Annotated in this window: 11 protein-coding genes; 6 read left to right on the top strand and 5 right to left on the bottom strand. The window is 71.2% G+C overall.

The genetic code is table 11. From position 1 onward, the window contains the following. Nucleotides 1-102 precede the first annotated feature (102 nt). The 3 genes from IT355_02405 to IT355_02395 all read right to left on the bottom strand — a co-directional run bounded on the left by IT355_02405 (nt 103) and on the right by IT355_02395 (nt 5,709). The gene (locus tag IT355_02405; protein ID MCC7052090.1) at nt 103-3,186 is read right to left on the bottom strand and encodes an efflux RND transporter permease subunit; all 3,084 of its coding nucleotides are present in this window, start codon (nt 3,184-3,186) and stop codon (nt 103-105) included. Continuing rightward, nucleotides 3,183-4,271 (bottom strand): efflux RND transporter periplasmic adaptor subunit, encoded by a 1,089-nt coding sequence (locus tag IT355_02400; GenBank protein ID MCC7052089.1) that lies wholly within the window; start codon nt 4,269-4,271, stop codon nt 3,183-3,185. The genes IT355_02405 and IT355_02400 overlap by 4 nt, the downstream gene beginning before the upstream one ends. A 73-nt stretch (nt 4,272-4,344) precedes the next feature. Continuing rightward, nucleotides 4,345-5,709, bottom strand: a complete 1,365-nt coding sequence (locus tag IT355_02395; protein ID MCC7052088.1) for a TolC family protein — start codon at nt 5,707-5,709, stop codon at nt 4,345-4,347. 153 nt (nt 5,710-5,862) lie between these two features. On the opposite strand from IT355_02395, the gene IT355_02390 reads away from it, so the two are divergent. Continuing rightward, nucleotides 5,863-6,540, top strand: a complete 678-nt coding sequence (locus IT355_02390) for a TetR/AcrR family transcriptional regulator (protein MCC7052087.1) — start codon at nt 5,863-5,865, stop codon at nt 6,538-6,540. A gap of 39 nt (nt 6,541-6,579) precedes the next feature. Here IT355_02390 and IT355_02385 read toward each other — a convergent pair whose 3' ends face one another. Next, nucleotides 6,580-8,847 carry a response regulator gene (locus IT355_02385; GenBank protein ID MCC7052086.1) on the bottom strand — a complete coding sequence of 756 codons (2,268 nt, stop codon included), beginning with the start codon at nt 8,845-8,847 and terminating at the stop codon, nt 6,580-6,582. 352 nt (nt 8,848-9,199) lie between these two features. Between IT355_02385 and IT355_02380 the strand changes: the two genes are divergently transcribed. Beyond that, complete coding sequence (locus IT355_02380) at nt 9,200-10,009, top strand: hypothetical protein (protein ID MCC7052085.1); 810 nt, start codon at nt 9,200-9,202, stop codon at nt 10,007-10,009. A gap of 58 nt (nt 10,010-10,067) precedes the next feature. Here IT355_02380 and IT355_02375 read toward each other — a convergent pair whose 3' ends face one another. After that, entirely contained in the window at nt 10,068-11,147 is a 1,080-nt protein-coding gene (locus IT355_02375) for a patatin-like phospholipase family protein (GenBank protein ID MCC7052084.1), read from the bottom strand. A 255-nt stretch (nt 11,148-11,402) separates the two neighbouring features. On the opposite strand from IT355_02375, the gene IT355_02370 reads away from it, so the two are divergent. The 4 genes from IT355_02370 to IT355_02355 all read left to right on the top strand — a co-directional run bounded on the left by IT355_02370 (nt 11,403) and on the right by IT355_02355 (nt 18,593). Continuing rightward, complete coding sequence (locus IT355_02370; GenBank protein MCC7052083.1) at nt 11,403-14,654, top strand: hypothetical protein; 3,252 nt, start codon at nt 11,403-11,405, stop codon at nt 14,652-14,654. Between the two features lie 84 nt (nt 14,655-14,738). Next, complete coding sequence (locus IT355_02365) at nt 14,739-15,497, top strand: enoyl-CoA hydratase/isomerase family protein (GenBank protein MCC7052082.1); 759 nt, start codon at nt 14,739-14,741, stop codon at nt 15,495-15,497. A gap of 130 nt (nt 15,498-15,627) precedes the next feature. Continuing rightward, on the top strand, nt 15,628-16,395 hold the full coding sequence (locus tag IT355_02360) for an alpha/beta fold hydrolase (GenBank protein MCC7052081.1): 768 nt from the start codon (nt 15,628-15,630) through the stop codon (nt 16,393-16,395). After that, nucleotides 16,392-18,593: a hypothetical protein gene (locus IT355_02355; protein ID MCC7052080.1), complete on the top strand. Its 2,202-nt coding sequence runs from the start codon at nt 16,392-16,394 to the stop codon at nt 18,591-18,593. The genes IT355_02360 and IT355_02355 overlap by 4 nt, the downstream gene beginning before the upstream one ends. Nucleotides 18,594-18,873 lie beyond the last annotated feature (280 nt).

Below are 18,873 nucleotides of genomic sequence, written 5' to 3'. Positions count from 1 at the left end.
GCAATACCGCTGGTATTGCTGCGGTGTTCGCCTGGCCAACCAGGCGCCCCGGCCGGCGGTGTGCTATCCGGACTTCGATTACAGGCCACCAGGTCGCGCACCTCACGGCAGGGCCATGGCCAGCGCCTGCGCCGCGTCCGCGTCGTCGGCTGCGTCCACCGCCGGCGGCAGGAGCTTGTACAGCACCGGCGTGACGAGCCGCGACAGCAGCAGTGAGGAGACCAGCCCGCCGATGATCACGATCGCGAGCGGACTGTAGAGACTCGACCCCTGCAGCGCGAGCGGCAGCAGGCCGCCGATGGCGGTGGCGGTGGTCAGGACGATCGGCAGGAACCGCACCCGGCCGGCCTCCTCGATCGCATGGTCGATGCCGGCGCCTGCGGCACGCAGCTGGTTGGTGTAGTCCACCAGCAGCAGCGAGTTCTTGATCTCGATGCCGATCAGCGCCACGAAGCCGATCATCGCGGTGAAGCTCAGCGTGTAGCCGCTCAGGAACAGGCCGACCATGCCGCCGATCACGCCAAGCGGGATCACCGACGCCACGATCAGCATGCTCTTGAAGGTCTTGAACTCCAGGATCAGCACGACGAGGATACCGAAGGTCGCCAGCAGGATCGCGCCGCCGAAGCCGCCGAAGCTCTGCTCCCGGCTCTCGATCTCTCCCGCCGCACGCCATCGGTAGCCGGCGGGCAGCTCCCACGAGGCCAGCGAGTCCATCGCGATGCGGGTGAGGCGGTCGGTGTTGAACCCGGTGCGGACCTCCGCCGTGACGGCGACGCTCCGCTGTGTGTCGTAGTGATCGATGCGGGGCAGGGCGCTCTCGAGCGAGAGCGTCGCGACCTGGGCGAGCGGCACGTGGGCCCCGGTCTGGGCCGGCACGTAGAGCTGTCGCAGCGCGCCGGGCGTGGCGCGGCCGCTGCGCGCCAGCCGGGCGGTCACGTCGTATGCCTCCCCATCGGTGTCCTGGATCCGCCCCGCCGGCAGGCCGGCCAGCCCCAGTCGCACCACCCGGTCGACGTCCACCACCTGCACGCCCAGCAGGCCGGCGCGGGCGCGGTCCGCGGTCAGGCGGATGTTGGAGCGGCGCGTGCCGAGCGGGTTGTCGATGTCCCGTGTGCCCGGAATCGCCGCCAGCAGCCGCTCGAACCGTCCCGCCAGCATGCGCAGGGTGTCCAGGTCCGGCCCGAGGAACCGGATGGCGATCGGCGCCTCCAGCGGCGGGCCGTTCTCGTACTCCAGCACGGCGATGCGCCCGTCGGGGTACCCGTCGAAGATCGTGCGCAGTGAGTCGAGCATCCGCGGTGTCGCCCGCGGATCGAAGGCCGTGACGCGGGCCACCACTTCCGCGAAGTTCGCGCGGTTGTTCACCGGCATGACGTTGTAGTACACGTAGGGATTCCCGTGCCCGACGTTGGTCAGCACATGCGCCACCTCGGGGCGCGCGCGCAGCGTACGCTCGACGAAGCGTGCCGCGCTGTCGGTGTGCGCGATGCTGGCATCGTCCGGCATCTGCACCGTGACACGGAACTGCGGGATGCCCGCCTTCGGAAAGAGCGAGAAGCCGATCAGGGGGATCAGGGCCAGCGAGCCGGCGAAGAGCGCCAGCGCGACGCCGAGCGTCGCCACGGGGCGCGCCAGTGCGCGGTGCAGCAACGGCGTGTAGGTGGCATCGATCGTGTGCTCCAGCCATCGCAGCACCCGGTTGCCATGGACATCGGTGGCGCGGGGCATCACGACGCTGGCCAGGAACGGGATGACGACGAGCGACACCACCAGCGACGCCAGGATGGTGGAGATCACCGCCGCCGGCAACGACCGGATGTAGTCACCGGGGCCACCCGGGAGCAGCATCAGTGGCACGAACGCGAAGATCAGCGTGCCGGTGGCCCCCAGGATCGCCGGGGTGATCTGCCGCGTGGCGGCGATCGCCGCCTGCTGCCGCGGCATGCCACGGCGCAGGAAGCGCGAGATGTTCTCCACCACCACGATCGAGTCGTCCACCAGCAGGCCGAGCGCGATCACGAACCCGACGATCGTGAGCTGGTTGAGCGTGAAGCCGGAATGCTGCAGCAGCACCGTGCCGACGGCCAGCGACAGCGGGATCGAGACCATCACGACACCCGCCGCCCGCAGCCCGAGCGGGAGCAGCGTGAGCAGGACCAGCGCGATGGCGATGCCGAAGTCCTCGACCAGGCGCCCCAGCCGGCTCTTCACGTTCTCGCTCTGGTCGAACGCCTGCTGCAGGGACATGCCGGCCGGCAGCGCCTGCCGGAACTCGTCCGCGACGGCCGCCACCGCGGGCGCGACGTCGGTGATGTTGGCACCGGCACGCATGCTCACCGCGAGGAAGACCGCACGCTCGCCATCGTGCCGCGTGATGTGCGTGGCGTCGGCGTAGCCCCACTGCACGGCGGCCACGTCACGCAGGCGCACCACCTGGCTGGCCGTCCCACCGACCACGGTGTTCCGCACCTGGTCCAGCGACGTGAAGGAGCCGCTGGTCTTCACCACGAACTGCTTGCGCCCGACATCCACCGAGCCGCCGGGCACGTTCGCGCTTTCGCTGCCCAGCGCGCCGAGGACGGCGTGCAGCGGCAGGTGCAGGGCGCCGAGGCGTCCGAGGTCGAGGGAGACCTGCACCTCGCGCACCGGCGCGCCCACGCGCTCCACCGCCCGCACCCCGGGGACCGAGGCGAACAGGTCCTTCAGGGCGCGGCTCCGCGCGTCGAGCGTGGCGTATGGTGCCGTCGCGGACGTCAGCGCGTACTGCAGGATGTTCACCGTGCCGGTGCTGTTCTCCAGCACGTCCAGCAACGCCAGCTCCGGCGGCAGGGTGGGGCGAAGCTGGTTCACCTCGCGGATCACGTCGTCCTTCTTCTCACGCACGACGGTGCCGGTGTTGAACTCGATGAAGATCACGCCGATGCCGTCGGCAATCGTGGTGCGGATCTTCTTGATGTCCGACAGCTCCTTGAGCCGCTTCTCGATCGGGTTCACCACCAGCTGCTCGACGTCGCCCGGCGCCGCGCCGGGATTCACGGCGACGATGGTGAAGCCGGGAAACTCGATCAGCGGGTCCTCCGCACGCGGGATGGTCAGCAGCGCCTGCACGCCGGCGGCCAGCAGCGCGAACAGCAGCACCAGCGTGAGCTGGGCGTTGCGGACGAAGTAGTCGATGAGCTTCACGGCTGGCCCGTCACCGCCGGAGCCGCCACGATGCGGACCTTCGTCCCGTCCACCAGCCGCGAGACGCCGGCGGTGACGATCGTCTCGGTGCCGGCCAGGCCGGCGGTCACCGGCACCAGCGCCGTCTCCAGCGCCTCCGCCACGTCGGCAAGGTGCACGGGCTGTCGGCGCACGGAGCGACGGTCGGCGCTGAGCACGAACACCGCCGCCGAATCGGCGTCGGCATCGATCAGTGCATCGAGCGGCACCAACACCCGCGCCGCGCCCGTGGACGACGGCTGGCGGGACGGCAGGAGCTGCACACGCGCTACCATGCCGGTGGGGAGGGCCTGTGCGGCGCTGCCGAGTGTGACCTCCACGAGGTAGTCACCCGTACCCGGGGTGGCGGCGGCGGCACGCTGCGTCACGCGACCCGGAAAGTGCGCCCCCGGCATCGCATCGAAGGTGATGTCCGCCACGTCGCCGTCCCGCACCCGCACCGCGTCGCGATCGGGCAGCCCGATCCGCACGACCATCCCGCGCCCGTTCCGCCGCACGGACAGCACGCTCCGCCCCGGCTCCACCACCTGCCCGGGCTCGGCCATCCGCCCAAGCACGATGCCGTCGCCGGGCGCACGGATCACGGCATAGTCAGCGTTGAACTGCGCCACCCGTTGCGTGTTGGAGGCCACCTCGAGCGCGGTGCGCGCATCCTGGAGCTGCTCGAGCGTCGCCACGCTGTCCGCATACAGCCGCGTCACACGCGCGAGGTCACGCTCGGCCTTGTTCCGCCCCTCGGCGGCGCTGGCGACCTGCGCGGCGATCTCGGTGGGGCGCAGCTCCGCCAGCACCTGACCGGCGCGCACCGCGTCGCCCGGATCGACCGCAATGCGAGCGATCACGCCGCCGATCTTGAAGGCGAGCGCCACCTCCTCCTTGCCGGCCAGCGTCCCGCTCACGGTGAGCCGCTGACCGGCCGCACCACCGCCCTGCCCGAGCGTCGTCACGCGCACCGGCACGCCCGCGTCCGTCGGTGTCACCGCCGCCTTCGGCGCATCGTCGCGCCCGCAGCCGGCGAGCAGCAGCAGGACCACGGCGGCCGGCATGCCGGCGGACCTCGTCGCCGTCGGGACTCGGCGCCGCGCGCGCGCCGGGATGGAATGGGATCGTGTCATGGCGTCAGCGGATCGGCGTGAGGGCGGCGGCGCGTTCGAATTCCACCACGCGCTGGTGGAAGTCGTACGTGGTGAGGAGCTGGTTGACCTGCGCGCCGGTGAGCGCGGTGCGGGCGTCGAGCAGCTCGAGTTGCGAGGCGAGTCCCTCGCCGAAGCGGCGCTGCACGAGCTCGAAGGTGCGGGTGGCGGCCGCGAGTCGATCGGCGGCGGTGCCGATCGCGGTGCGTGCCAGCACGGCGGCGTCGTGCGCCACCGTCACCTGCAGCGTGATGCTGCGCGCGGCATCGTCGCGCTGTGCAGCCAACTGGGCGCGGCCGAGCGACGCCTGCTCCATGCGTGCGCGGTCCTGCCCGCCATTGAAGAGGTTCCAGCTCAGCACCAGGCTCGCGACCGCGAAGTCGGTGTTCCGGCCCACGCGGATGGCATTGCCCTGGAAGCCGTAGTCCACGGCCAGGTTCACGCTCGGCAGGAAGGCCGCCTGTGCGATCCGTCGCTGCCCCTGCACGGCGTCACTGCTGCGATCGAGCTGGGTGAGCTCCTCGCGGGCATCGAGGGCACGCGCGCGTGCCGCAGGCAGGTCCATGGCGCGCGTGAAGCGGGCCTCGAAGTCGAGCAGCGTGTCGGCGAACAGGGGCAGGTCGGCGTCGATGGGCCGGCCGGCGAGGTAGTTGAGCTGCTGTCGCGCCGCCGATGCGAGCTGGCGCGCCGCGTCGCGCTGCTGCACCACGGCCGCCTGCTCGGCGCGCGCCCGGAGCACGTTGTCCGGGGTGACCTTGCCGGCCGAGAGCAGCCGTTCACTCACGCGCAGCGCCTCGTCGAGCAGCGGCACGGTGGCCGCGTACAGTTCCGCCGCGCGGCTGGCACGGGCGTACTGCAGGTAGCCAAGCTGGATGTCCGCCGCCAGTTGGCGCCGCTGCGCGTCGCGGCCCGCGATGCTCGCGTCGCGCTGGGCCCGCGCGATGCGGACGCCCTCGAGCACACGCGGCTCGAACAGCGGCTGCGCCACGCGCACCGTCGCCTCCTGCCGTTGCGGGAGGGTGAGGGTGATGTTCGTCGGGAAGGCACTCTGGCCGAGGAGCTGGTTCAGTGCGGCGTAGGCCGGGTTGATCAGCGCGCCGAGGTTCGGCGTGGCGCCGAAGAGCGTGGAGGCGCGCGCATTGGCGGTCACCGATGGCAGGAACCGGCCGCGCGCCTCGCCCAGCGCGGCGGCGTCGTGATCGACCGCGAGCGCGGCGGCCCGCAGGCGCGGGTTGGCGGCGAGTGCCTCCTGCACGAGGGCATCGAGCGGGGTGGGGCCCGCGGCGCGCTGCGCGGGCAGGGCACTGGCGGCGAGGGTGGCGAGGAGCGCGAGGGAGCCGGCTGGTCGCATGGCTGGTCGGAGGCGGGGGAAAAACGAGCAGACGCTCTAGTTCCGTCCTGCCAAACTAGAAGCGCTGCTCTACTTGTCAATACCGAGCGAATCTTCCATTTTCCGGGTGCGGTCCGGCGCGGCCGGGCGCCGGTCTCGGACAGGGAGGCGGTCATGACGGAAGTCATTGCGAAGGAAGCACTTAAGACGGCCGAGTCACGGCCGGTGCGGCTCCCAGTGCAGAAGCGGGGGCAGCAGCGCGTGGAGGCCATCCTCGACGCGGCAGAGCTCGTGCTGAGCGAGATCGGGGTGGACGCCGCCACGACGAACGCCATCGCCGACCGGGCCGGCGCGAGCGTGGGGTCGCTGTATCACTTCTTTCCGAACAAGTCCGCGATCCTGGCGGGGCTGGCCGATCGGTACTCGGCCACGGCCACGGCGATCCTGCGCCGCGAGCGCCGCATCGAGGATCCGTCGCTGCCGCTGGACGTGCTGTTCACCCAGATGATCGATGCCTTCACCGCGATGGGATGCGAACATCCCGGCTACATGGCGTTCTGCCGTGCGACGGACGCCGTCGGCGGGGGAAAGAGCCAGGCGTCGCTGCAGGCCGACCGGCACAAGCAGGAACTCGTGCAGGAGCTGATCATGCATCGGTGTCCGGGGATGCCCGCAGACGAGGCGGCGGTGCATGCGGCGCTGAGCGTGGTGACGATGCATGCCGCGCTGGACCACATGCTGGCCGTGGAGGAGCCGTTACGCAGCGGGCTGCGGTCGGCCCTGGTGGCGCTGATGGTGCGGTACTTCACGCCGATCGAGTCTCGCTACACGCGAGCGCCACGCGCCGGATGAACGGCTGATGCCCGGCTGAGCGCGCCGGTTCGCCCACTCTCAGGCCGGCCGAGCGGTCTCCAGCTCCCGCGACTTCATCACGTTGTTGAGTGCGGCGATCAGGGTGGCGGCCGTGAAGGGCTTCGCAACGCAGATGGTCGCGCTGCTGGCCAGCTCCGCCTGGAGTGCGTCGTCGTCGGCGTAGCCACTGATGAACAGCACGCCGATGCCCGGCTGCGCGGCGCGCACCAGCGCGGCGAGTTCGGAGCCCGACATGCCCGGCATCATCACGTCCGACACCAGCACGTCGAACTCGCCGGCCTCCGAGCGGAGCTGGTGCATGGCGGACGGGCCATCGGCGGCCGACACGACCTCGTAGCCGGCATTGAGCAGCATGCGCTCCGTGCTGCGGCGCACCGCCGCGTTGTCCTCGGCCAGCAGGATCCGCCCGCGGCCCTGCAGGAACCCGGTCACCACCGGACTGGTCACCGGCGTGATCACCTCGCCGCTGCGCAGCGGGAGCGCGATGGTCACCGTGGTGCCCGCGCCCATCGTGCTGTCGATGGCGATGCCGCCGGACGCCTGCTCCATGATCCCGTAGGCGATGGCGAGCCCCAGCCCGGTGCCGCCGCGGCGTTCCTTGGTGGTGAAGAACGGATCGAAAACCCGCTCGCGCACCTCGGGTGGCATGCCGGTGCCGTTGTCGCGCACGAGCAGGTGCGCGGTGGCCTCGGTGCGGGCCGCACCGGTGCCGGTGACGGCCCGGGTGGCGAGGGTGATCACGCCACCGTCGCACGTCGCGTCACGCGCGTTGACCACCAGGTTGACGATGACCTGCTCGAGCTGCCCCTGGTCCACGAGCACCGTGAGCACCCGGTCGGCGAGCTGCAGCTCGAGCTGACGGTTCTCGCCGATCATGCGGACCAGCATGCGCTCGATGCCGCGCACCACGGAGTTGAGGTCCAGCAGGCGCGGCTCGACGACCTGCTTGCGGCTGAAGACGAGGATCTGGCGGGTCAGGTCGGCCGCCCGGGATGCGGCCGAGAGCACCTCGCGCAGGTCCTCGCGCGCCGGCGCGTCCGGCGGCAGGCCGATGGTGGCCAGCTCCGTGTGGCCGATGATGGAGTGCAGGTAGTTGTTGAAGTCGTGCGCAATGCCGCCGGCGAACGAGCCGATGGCGTCCATCTTCTGGGCGTGCAGGAGCTGGTCCTGGCTGGACTTGAGCTCGGCGTTGCGCTGCACGATGGTGTCTGCCATGCGGTTGAAGGCGCGCGCGAGGTCACCCACCTCGTCGTCGGAGTCGACGGTGGAGCGGCGCATCATGTCGCCGGCGGCAATGGCCTGCGTGTCGCTGGTGAGGGACTCGATCGGTGCCGCCACGCTGAGCGTGGAGCGGTAGCCGACGGCGAGCAGCACGATGGTCAGCGCGGCGCCGAGGGCGAGGTCACGCAGGAACTCGTTGCGGGCGATGTCGAGGGTGTGGCGGAGGGGGATGCCGAGGTACAGGACCCACGGCACACGCTCGATGCGCCGCGTGCCGACCAGGCGCACCGTGCCGTCGGCGGAGCGCAGGCCGGAGCCGACGCGCTCGCGGATGCGGAAGTCGGTGGCGACCCCGGTGTCACCCTGGAACGAGCGCCCGATCCAGTGGTCGGGATCCAGTGTGCGGTAGATGATCGTGCCGCTCGAGTCCATGATCGTCAGCACGGATCCTTCGGGCAGGCGTCGCGCGCGGCGCACCGGTTCCAGCGAATCCACCAGCACCGACGCGCCAACGAATCCCACCACCTCCCGGCGCTCCGCATCGAACACCGGCATGGCAAAGGGCAGCATGAGCGGCTGGCCGGGCTGCAGGCGTGCGCGCTGGAGGATGCCCACCGAGAAGGACCGTGACTCCATGATGCGCGCATAGAGCGGCTGGCGGAGCAGTTCGCGGCCGTCGCGGCCGATGGCGAGGGGCTGCGCGGTCCCGATGACGCGACCGTCCCGCGCCACGACGACGAGGTGGAGGTAGGGCACCGGGGCGGAGGCGCGGATCCGCTGGAGGATCGAGTCGGCGCGGGCCGGCGGTGTCGCGAGGTCGATCAGCTCGCTGACGCTCACGAGCAGGGCCTGCGTCTCGGCGATGGTCTCGTCGAAGGCCCGGCTGCTCGAGACGGCCGTGGCCAGCGCATTCGCCTTGACCAGCGCCTCCTGGGCGCGGCGGAGCTGGGCGGCCCGGACGAACGCGAGACCCGTGAGGACGCAGGCCACGATGAGCGCGGGCAGCAGCAATCGGCGGCGCAGCCGTCGGCGTCGCGTGGGAGTGGACCCGGGGCGCGTGGTCACGGTGCGAACCTATGGGTGTCCGCATCGTGCGGCAAACGGCCGCGCGATGATTGAAAAACGCACATCTCATTGCGTGATCGACTGACTCCCTGTCGCTCGCCGACTGTCCTCCCGTTCGGACAGTCGGCAAGCCGGGGACTGGCGCACCGCTGCCAGCCGGTGGTGTGCAACACGCTGCCTGGCAATGAGTTACGTCACCGTCTGCGTCAGCCGGCGCCCCCCGCGCCAGTGCGGCACCGGCGATGCACTGCACGGTGGGTGACGCCGCACCACTGAGCGCGTGCGTCGCGCCGATGGCCCTGACGCAGGGCCGTCACGCCGCTTCCCTTCGCGTCGTCGTGAGGACCTGATCATGCTGAGCCTTCGTTCGAAGCTGGCCGCCACCATGGGTGGCGCACTGTTGCTCGCCGCCACGGCCACCCCCGCCTTCGCCGCGAACGGCCGGCCGCTGTTCGTGTGGAGTGGCACCGTGGATCGCGAGGCGATCATCGTCATGCGCGGCGCGAGTGTCGAGACCCGCGGCGACGGCTACGACGGCTACGCCGATGCGCGATTCCGCGTGCTCGAGGCGCTGCCGCGCATGGTGGGCAATGTGTCGGTGCAGCGGGAGGACGGTCGTGGCGGCGTGGACGTGATCGAGCAGCCCTCCGCCTTCAACGGCTACACGGCGCGGGTGCGCGTGCGTGACCGGGCCTCGGGCGCGGATCGCTACCGCCTGATCGTGACCTGGGAGCCGGTGCGCGGGTTCGGTGGCCGCGATGACCGCGACGGCTACGATGGTCGTCGCGATGACCGCCGTGACGACCGGTACGACGGTCGCCGTGATGACCGCCGTGACGACCGTGACCGCCGGGGCGGGGCGTTCGGCTCTGGCGTGCTGCGCTGGAGCGGTGCGGTGGATGACGTGGCCGAGATCCGCATCAGTGGCCGCGATGTCTCCTTCGTGACCCGCAGCGGCCGCCCGCTCTACAACGTCCGCTACTCGGTGTCGGGTGCCGGCCTGCCCGCGGCGCCGCTGCCGCTGGACCTGCGCCGCTTCGCCGGCCGCGGGAACGTGACCATCACCGAGTACCCGCGCGCCTGGAACAACTGGACGGCCGTCATCCGCATCGATGACTCGCGCGGCGGCGCCGACGGCTACGAGTTCGACCTGCGCTGGTAGCCGGCGACCGGACTCCGTGGCGCAGGGCACATGAACACATCGACGGGTGGCGCGGCGTTCAGCCCCACCCGTCGATGCGTTCGGCAATCCTGCCGCCGGCGAGCAGGTCACCCAGTTCGTCGCCGAGCGCCGTGCTGGCGGAGCGCACCTGCTCCCACGCGTGGATCCGTCCGGCTTCCGTCATCCGCTGGAAGTCGCGGCGGTCGGGGATGCGCCGGCCCGGGAGCGTCGCCACGAACGCCGCACTTGGCGCCAGGATCAGCGTGCGCCGGAAGTTCGCCGCCGCCGCGTGACGCCAGGGCAGCGACTTGTCGAACCAGCCGGGCACCACGTGCGGATAGAAGTGCGGATAGAGCACCAGGCCGGTGCCCGGTGCGAACGCGAGGTCGAGGTGGTAGTCGGTGACGCCACCGTCCCAGTGCAGGCCGCCGGGCGCGCTCGCGATCCGCACGCCGTCGATCACCATCGGGATCGAGCCCGACGCCTGCAGTGCGAGCGGCAGGTTCGCCCGGGTGAGCGGCACGTGCGTCGTCGGCAGGTCGTGCAGGGCGATGAGCGGCGATCCGTCGCCGGGGGTGCTGAAGATCACGCGACGGAACTGCAGGGCCAGCGTGCGACGGCTCACGGCGTTCAGCGCCGCCGCGAGCGAGAGCGCCGTGCCGAGCGCGGTCCGCGAGGTGGTGTTCGCCAGGCCGCGGCCCTGCGACGTGATCACGTGCAGCCGGGCCCACGGATGGGTGAGGATCTCGTCCACGCCGGTGTCGCCGAGCAGCGTGCGGAGCACGGCCAGCAGCACGCGCGTGACCTCGGCGGTGCCGGGCTTCGCGGTGTACTGCTGGTGATGGATGTAGGCGTGCTGGGCGCGTTCCAGCGCTGCCAGCGGCTCACGCTGCGCCAGGCAGGCCATGCGCCAGCTGCCGATCGACGACCCGATCAGGTGCATCGGTCGCTCCCGTGTCCCGGTGAGGAAGCGGCCGAAGAGGAAGCGGTCCAGCCCCGCGATGGCCAGCCACTTCGGGCCGCCGGAAGCCGCGGGGATGATGTCCACGTCAGCCGCGCGCAGTCCGCGCTCCCGGATCAGCTGCAGCGCGTCGGGGCCGGCGCGTAGGGTCAGGGCGTGCATGCGCTCAACATACATCGGCTTCGATGGCGCTCGTGGAGACGTCGACCGTGTCCGCGTCTTCTGCGTGAACCTCGTCAGCGACGATTCCAGCCACACTGGACCCAGCGTCGCGGAACGGCCTTTCCGTGCTTCCGCGCCTTCCGCGTGGACACTGTTGTCGATGCCATCGCCGACAGGGCCGCTCCCACTGGCGTGCCAGAGGTCCGGACGCGAGCGTAGGAGACCCGCACCGACTGCGCGGGGACCAGAACTCCCACCCGGAGCCCACCCATGTCCACTCCCCGACTTCAGCCGTCGCCACGCTGGCGCGCGGCCACCGGTCTGGCCCTGCTGCTCGGCGCGGCCGCGGCACCAGCGAGCGCCCAACGGAAACCCGCGACGCCCGCGATGCCCGCCGGCGTCGATTCCACGGCGCTGCAGAACCTCGCCTGGCGCCACGTGGGGCCGGAAGGCAACCGCGTGACCTCGGTGGCCGGCGTGGCCGGCGACCGCACGACGTACTACGCGGGCGCCGCCTCCGGTGGCCTCTGGAAGACAGCTGACGGCGGCGTGACGTGGAAGCCGGTGTTCGACGACCAGCCGGTGTCGTCCGTCGGGGCGCTGGCGGTGGCTCCATCGGACCCGAACGTCGTCTGGGCCGGCACCGGCGAGCCGTTCATCCGCTCGAACATCTCGGTGGGGTGGGGCGTGTTCCGCTCCACCGATGCCGGCAAGTCGTGGACGAAGATGGGGCTCGAGAACACCGGGCGCATCTCGCGCATCGTGGTGCACCCGACCAACCCGGACATCGTCTACGTCGCGTCGCTGGGCCACGCCTACGGTCCGCAGCCGGACCGCGGCATCCATCGCACGATGGACGGCGGCCGCAGCTGGGAGAAGGTCCTGTTCGTGAACGACAGCACGGGTGCGTCGGAACTCGTGATGGACCCGAACAATCCGCGCATCCTCTTCGCAGGCATGTGGCAGCTCCAGATCCAGACCTGGGGCCGGCAGTCGGGCGGCGCCGGCAGCGGCATCTGGACCTCGCGCGACGGCGGCACCACCTGGAAGCGCCTCACCGGCCATGGGCTCCCCGAGACGCAGGTGGGCAAGATCGGCCTCGCGATGTCGAAGGCGAACTCCGGACGCATCTACGCGCTGATCGAGGCGGGTGACGGGGTGCCCGCCACCAACATCCGCGAGACCACGCGCGGTCGGCTCTGGCGCTCCGACGATGGGGGCACGAACTGGCAGGTGGTGAGCTACGACCAGCAGGTGGCCGGCCGCACGCACTACTACAACCGCATGGCGGCGATGCCGGACAACCCGGACGAGGCCTACTTCCTCACCGCCAGCTGGGCGCAGACGCTCGACGGCGGGAAGACGATCATCGACCCGCCCGTGCGCAGCACGCCAGGCGGCGACCACCACGACATCTGGATCGATCCCACCAACGCGGCGCGCATGATCGTGAGCCACGACGGCGGCATCTCGATCACCGAGAACCGCGGCCTCACCTGGCGGCGCATCCAGCTGCCGATCGCGCAGGTGTACCACGTGGCCACCGACAACCGCGTGCCGTACAACCTCTACGGCAACCGGCAGGACGGCCCCTCCACGATGGGCCCGTCGAACAACAAGCTTGGCGAGTTCGGCATCCCGCGCGGCGCCTGGACGTCGGTGGGTGGCGGCGAGTCGGGGTGGGCACAACCGGACCGCGTGGACACGAACCTGGTCTGGTCGAGCGCCTCCGGCTACGGCTCGGTGGGTGGCATCGTGACGCGATACGACGTGCGCACGAAGCTCTCCACGCAGGTGGAGGTCTGGCCGCAGGGGGCCATCGGGCATGCCGCCGACGAGGTGAAGTACCGCTTCGTCTGGACATTCCCGGTGACGCTCTCGCCGCACGATGCGAAGAAGGTGTACGTGGGGTCGCAGCACGTGCACGCGACGACCAACGGCGGCCGCACCTGGAGCGTGATCTCCCCCGACCTCTCGCGCAACGACCGCTCGCGCATGATCCGCTCTGGCGGCCTCACCCCCGACAACATCGGCGTGGAGTACTCGGGGGTGGTCTTCGCGATCGCCGAGTCGCCGCGCCAGGCCGGCGTGATCTGGGCCGGCACCAACGACGGCAAGCTGCACCTCACGCGGGACGGTGGCACGACCTGGACCGATCTCTCCGCCGCGCTCCCCGGCCTGCCGTACTGGGGCACGATCTCGAACATCGAGCCGAGCCGGTACGACGATGCCACGGCATACCTGTCGGTGGATGCGCACCAGGCGAACTCCCGCGACCCGTTCATCTACCGGACCACCGATTTCGGCCGCACCTGGCAGCTGGTCGTCAACGGCATCCCGAAGTCGCCAGTGTCGTACGTGCACGTCGTGCGCGAGGATCCGGTGCGGCGCGGGCTGCTGTATGCCGGCACCGAGAACGGCGTGTACGTCTCGTTCAACGACGGTGAGCGCTGGCAGCCGCTGCAGGGCAACCTCCCGCACGCACCGGTCTACTGGATCACCGTGCAGGAGCAGTTCAGCGACCTGGTGATCGCCACCTACGGCCGCGGCTTCTGGATCCTCGACGACATCTCGCCCCTGCGCGCGATCCCGGCCGACATCGCGTCGAAGCCGCTGCACCTCTACGCCCCGCGCCCGGCGTATCGCTTCCGCACCGCCGAGGCGCCGTTCGCCGACTACGACGATCCCGTCAACGGCACCAACCCGCCGTATGGCGCCTCGCTGCATTTCTGGCTCCAGGCAGACGCGAAGGACAGCGTCACGCTCACCATGGCCAACGCCGCCGGCACCGTGGTGCGCACGCAGCGTGTGAAGGGCAAGGCGGGCATGAACCGCGTCTGGTGGAACCTGGCCACCGACGCGACGAAGGAGCCGCTCCTGCGCGCGGCGAACCCATATTCCCCCGAGGTGCGCTATCCGGCGGAAGGGAAGGCGTCGCCGGGGCTGGGCCGCATCGACGCCCTCGTCACGCCGGGCACGTACACCGTGACTGTCGCAGCGGCAGGGCAGCGGCAGTCGCAGCCGCTCGAGGTGCGTCGCGACCCGTCCTCGGGCGCCGCCGATGCGGAGATCGTCGCCCAGGCCGCGATGGCGGGTGAACTGGCGGCGGACCTGAACGCCGTGGTGGAGATGGTCAACGCGCTCGAGGTGGCGCGGGCACAGCTTGCCACGGTGAAGGCCACGCTCGGAGGGGACTCCACGCTCACCGACCTGCGCCAGCAGGCCGACTCGATGGAGAAGCGGCTGCTGGCCGTGGAGGAGCAGCTCCTGCAGGTGCGCACGACAGGGCGCGGGCAGGACCTGATCCGGTATCCCTTCAAGCTCGGCGAGCAGCTCGTCTACCTCAGCCAGAGCATCGCGACGTCGGACTACGCGCCCACCGAGGCGCACCGGCAGGTGCAGTCGGTGCTGCGTGCGCAGTTGCAGAAGGTGCGGGCACAGTACGAGACGGTGATGGGCACCGACCTCACGGCGTTCCGGCAGCTCCTGCGGAACCGTGCGCCGGCCGCCGTCATCTTCTGACCTGGTGCCGGCGGTGCAGCGAGGGGCGTCAGTGGCCGCGACCGGCCACTGGCGTGCCCTCGCGCCGGGCGTGATCCTTCGGGCATGACCGAACACATCCAGCTCGAGCGCAGCGGCATGGTGCTGACCATCCGCATGGCGCGCCCGGAGAAGAAGAACGCGCTCACGGTGGACATGTACCGCGCCATGACCGCGGCGCTGCACGATGCCGCGACGTCGGACGAGACGCGGGTGGTGGTGATCACCGGGACCGGTGATGCCTTCACCAGCGGCAACGACCTGCGCGACTTCGCGACCGCGCCGCCGATGGATGCCGACAGCCCGGTGCTGCAGTTCCTCGCCGCGATCTCCACCTTCGCCAAGCCGGTCGTCGCGGCCGTGAATGGAGTGGCGGTCGGCATCGGCACCACGATGCTGCTGCACTGTGACCTGATCGTTGCCGACCCGGCCGCGCGCTTCGCGTTGCCGTTCATCAACCTGGGACTGGTGCCAGAGGCGGCATCGAGCCTGATCCTGCCGCGGATGCTCGGACACCCGCGCGCCGCCGAGCTGCTGCTCCTGGGTGAGGCGTTCGACGCCGAGACCGCAGCGCGCTACGGCATCGTCAACACGGTCTGTGAGCCCGGTGAGGCCGAGTGGCACGCGATGGGATGGGCCGAGGCGCTGGCGGCGAAGGCACCGGCAGCGCTGCGCCTCTCGAAGGCGCTGCTGAAGCGCGAGGACGGGGTGATCGCCGATCGCATCGCCGTCGAGGCCCGCGATTTCGCCGCCCAGTTGCGCGGCCCGGAGTTCCGCGAGGCGGTGTCGGCATTCATGGAGAAGCGTCCGCCGCGGTTCGGCTGAGCGCCCACGTCCGCTGCCGCATGTGCGGACCGCGGGGTTGCCTGGTCACACGAACACCGGACACGCCGCACGCTGCCACGCAGCGGGCGCGGCTGCATTGCCCGCCCGACGCGGATAGCTTCACGATCCCATGCCCCAGACCGTCGCACTGTCTCCCCCGCACGTCACCCCGGTGACGGTGATTGCCGTGCATGGCAACGGGGGCGGTGCATTCCGGTTCTCGCTGGTGGCCGAGCGCGTGCCGCAGGACATCCGTTTCGTGGCCCCGGACCTGCCGGGGTTCGGCTCGGCCGGCCGCACGCAGCCGCTGCCCTCCATGCGCGCGTATGCGGAATGGCTGGCCGACATCGTGGAGGCCACACCCACGCCGCGGGTGCTGCTCGGCCATGGCGTCGGCGGGGCCATCGTGCTCGAGTTCCTGCAGCGCCACCGGCACCTCGTACATGCGGTGATCCTGCATTCGCCCGTCGGTGCACAGCTCGACACGCGGTTCCTGCCGACGCTGCTCCGTGCCCGCGCCATGCGCTGGCTGGCGCAGCAGGCGCTCGCGTCACCCACATTGCGCCCCATCTGGCGCCGGCGCTTCTTCCGCGCCGCGGTGCCCGATCGCGTGGTGACGGCGTTCTTCGAGAACTACGGGCGTTGTGCCGCATTCAGCCGGATGTTCGACCTCATCACGCCGCGCTGGTTCGACTCGCTGGCACCGGTCACGATCCCCGCGGCCGTGCTCTGGGGCGGCAGCGAGCGGGTGGTGGCGCCGTCGCTGGCAGAGGCGTACGCGACCGTGCTGCCGGACGCGCAGGTCGTCGTCGAGCCGGCGTGGGATCACTTCCCGATGCTCGATGCGCCCGTGTCGTACGCGGGACGCATCACGTCGCTGGCGCACGAGCTGGTGTGAGCGACCACTACGTCGCCGTCGGCGGCAACGACCCGCGCGCGCGGGACGCCGCCCCCAAGGCCGCGATGCTCCACCGTGCGGCCGTCGCCGGCCTGAAGGTGCCCGAGGGCATCATCGTCCCGGACGACCAGGTCCACGACTGGATCGCCGCCCGCTGTCCGCTGCCCCCCGAGCTGGCCGAGGCGACGCTGATCGTGCGGTCGGCGTTCAGCACGGAGGATGCCCCGCAGGCCAGCGGGGCCGGCGCCTACGTGAGCGTGATGCGCGTGTTCGGCGTGGACCGTGCGGCGCTCGCCGCTGCGGCCCGGCGCGTCCACGACTCGGGTGAGGGGCGCGCCCCGCGCCGCGACCTGCTGGTGATGCGCCTCGTGGATGCGCGCCATGCCGGCGTGGCGTTCACCGAGCGCGAACACGAGGACGACCTCGTGAACATGGTGGACGGCACGGCCGAGGACCTCCTCACCGGCAAGGTCGGGGGCAAGACGCTGGACGTGCCGCGCGTGCGTCGTGGTGAACCCGCCGACGTGCTGCTGCCGTCGTGGGCGCAGCGGCTGCAGCGCGTGCTGCAGCTCATCCGCGACCTGGCGCGGGTCAACCGCTGGGGCACCGGCGACTGGGACGTGGAGTGGGCCGACGACGGCCGTACCTGCTGGGTGGTGCAGCTCCGGCCCGTGACCCGCGCCACCGTGCGCAACGAGTGGTTCACCCTCGCCAACCACCGCGAGATCCTGCCGCCGCTCCCCAGCCGCTTCATGGCGACGCTGATCGCGAGCTGCGCCGGCGGGTTGTTCGCGTGGTACCGCCGCGTGGACGCCGCGCTGCCGGCCACGCGGCCGTTCATCGAGGTGTTCGAGGGGCGGCCGGTGATCAACCTGTCACTGCTCACCGACATGCTGCGCACCTGGGGGCTGCCGACGCGGATGGTCACCGATGCCATCGGCGGCCGCGACGTGCGCCCGGTGGGCGTGCGCCTCAGCCGCGTGATGACGGCCTGGCTGCCACTGCTGCGGATCGTGTGGGCGCAGTTCACGGCGGTCAGCAGCACGCGCCGCGCGCGGCTCACCATCCTCTCGCGCGACCTGCTGCAGTCGGAGGGGCAGGTGGCCCCGCTGGTGCAGGCGGCGCAGCGCCGCTACGTGCTGCTGGTCCAGTCCATGTTCAGCCTCACGGCGGCGATGGCCACGCCGCTGGCGCTGCTGCGGCGCACGGGCACGCTCGCCGCGCACCTCTCCCGCCAGCGCACGCCCGGCAGCGACGTGGTGGAGGCGCTGCGCCGCGACGTGGTGCCTGCCGTGCGCGACCATCCCGATGACATCGCCCGGATCGCCGTCGGTGAGCCGCCGGCGAGCCAGGGGGGCGCGTTCGAGTGGAAGCAGTGGCTGGAGCGGTACGGCCATCGCGGCCCGTACGAGAGCGACCTGGCGCAGGCGCGCTGGCGTGAGCAGCCGGCGGCGGTGCTGGCACTCCTGCGGCACGAGCTGGCCTATCCAATCGCGCCGCGCACGCTGCCGCCTCGCACGATCCTGGAGTGGCTCACGCTCCCGCTGTTCTGGCTGGCGCGGCGCCCGCTGAACGCGCGTGAAGGGCTGCGTGACGATGCGATGGTGGCGTTCGCGATGATCCGCGAGCTGCTGCACGACGCCGCCGAGCGTGCGGTGCAGCGTGGCGCGCTGCGCCGGCACGACGACATCTGGCTCCTCTCGGTGGACGAGGCGTCGGCGCTGGATCACGGCGCGAGCTATGACGCGGCGTTCTTCGCCGCGCGCGAGGCGCAGCGGCAGGAGCAGGCGGTGGTGACCATCCCGCAGGTGTTCCGGCGCTACGACCGCCTGCGCCGCGACCCCCGCCGCGCCGTCACCCCCGGGCGTGGCGAGTGGCAGGGCATCGGCCTCGCGCCGGGGCGGGTGAGCGGCCGGGCGTGGTGTGCCGAGGGGCCGACGTCGTCACCGCCGGCCGGATGGGCCGCCGGTGAGACGATCCTGGTGGCGCCCGCGGTGGACGCCGCCTGGGCGCTGCTCTTCCGCCGCGTCACCGGCGTGGTGGTGGAGACCGGCGGCGAGCTGTCGCACGCGTCGATCATCCTCCGCGAGCTGGGGGTGCCGTCGGTGACGAACGTGCACGGGATCCTGGGGCAGGTGCGCACGGGTGACCTGCTGACGATCGACACGGCGCGGGGCCAGGTGGCGCGGGCGGTGTGAGCGGCGCTGGAATGGCACCAAGGGGACGGGGATCTTGACATCGGATTCGTGCACCCTCGGCGCTGGAATGGCACCAAGCGGACGGGGATCTTGACATCGGATTCGTGCACCCTCGGCGCTGGAATGGCACCAAGGGGACGGGGATCTTGACATCGGATTCGTGCACCCTCGGCGCCGGAATGGCACCAAGGGGACGGGGATCTTGACATCCAATCCGTGCACCTTGCGCGCCGCTGAGGCAGGTTCAACGTTGCGTTGATCTCCGGCGTTGCCGTCGGAT

Source organism: Gemmatimonadaceae bacterium (genome assembly GCA_020851035.1).
Taxonomy (GTDB): Bacteria; Gemmatimonadota; Gemmatimonadetes; order Gemmatimonadales; family Gemmatimonadaceae; genus JACMLX01.
Note: the sequence above shows the minus strand (reverse complement) of the source record. Positions and strands in the feature narration are given on the sequence as shown.